Origin of the sequence: Exiguobacterium sp. s83 (assembly GCF_018617095.1) — a bacterium.
GTDB classification, from domain to species: domain Bacteria; phylum Bacillota; class Bacilli; order Exiguobacteriales; family Exiguobacteriaceae; genus Exiguobacterium; species Exiguobacterium profundum.
In genome coordinates this window covers 1-435 of the sequence record NZ_JACSJP010000018.1, presented here as the reverse complement: position 1 = coordinate 435, position 435 = coordinate 1, and the positions used below count along the sequence as shown (strand labels likewise).

General features: G+C 55.6%; 1 rRNA gene. It reads left to right on the top strand.

The annotated features are described in order from the left end of the window. Window positions 1-390 (top strand): 16S ribosomal RNA (locus KNO73_RS14905); the annotation flags it as partial. Window positions 391-435 lie beyond the last annotated feature (45 nt).

Sequence of the window (435 nt, the reverse complement as noted above, 5' to 3'; positions counted from 1 at the left end):
GGAGACTGCCGGTGACAAACCGGAGGAAGGTGGGGATGACGTCAAATCATCATGCCCCTTATGAGTTGGGCTACACACGTGCTACAATGGACGGTACAAAGGGCAGCGAAGCCGCGAGGTGGAGCCAATCCCAGAAAGCCGTTCTCAGTTCGGATTGCAGGCTGCAACTCGCCTGCATGAAGTCGGAATCGCTAGTAATCGCAGGTCAGCATACTGCGGTGAATACGTTCCCGGGTCTTGTACACACCGCCCGTCACACCACGAGAGTTTGCAACACCCGAAGTCGGTGAGGTAACCGTAAGGAGCCAGCCGCCGAAGGTGGGGCAGATGATTGGGGTGAAGTCGTAACAAGGTAGCCGTATCGGAAGGTGCGGCTGGATCACCTCCTTTCTAAGGAAAATGCCCATGTGGCATTGCCCATCGTTCAGTTTTGAG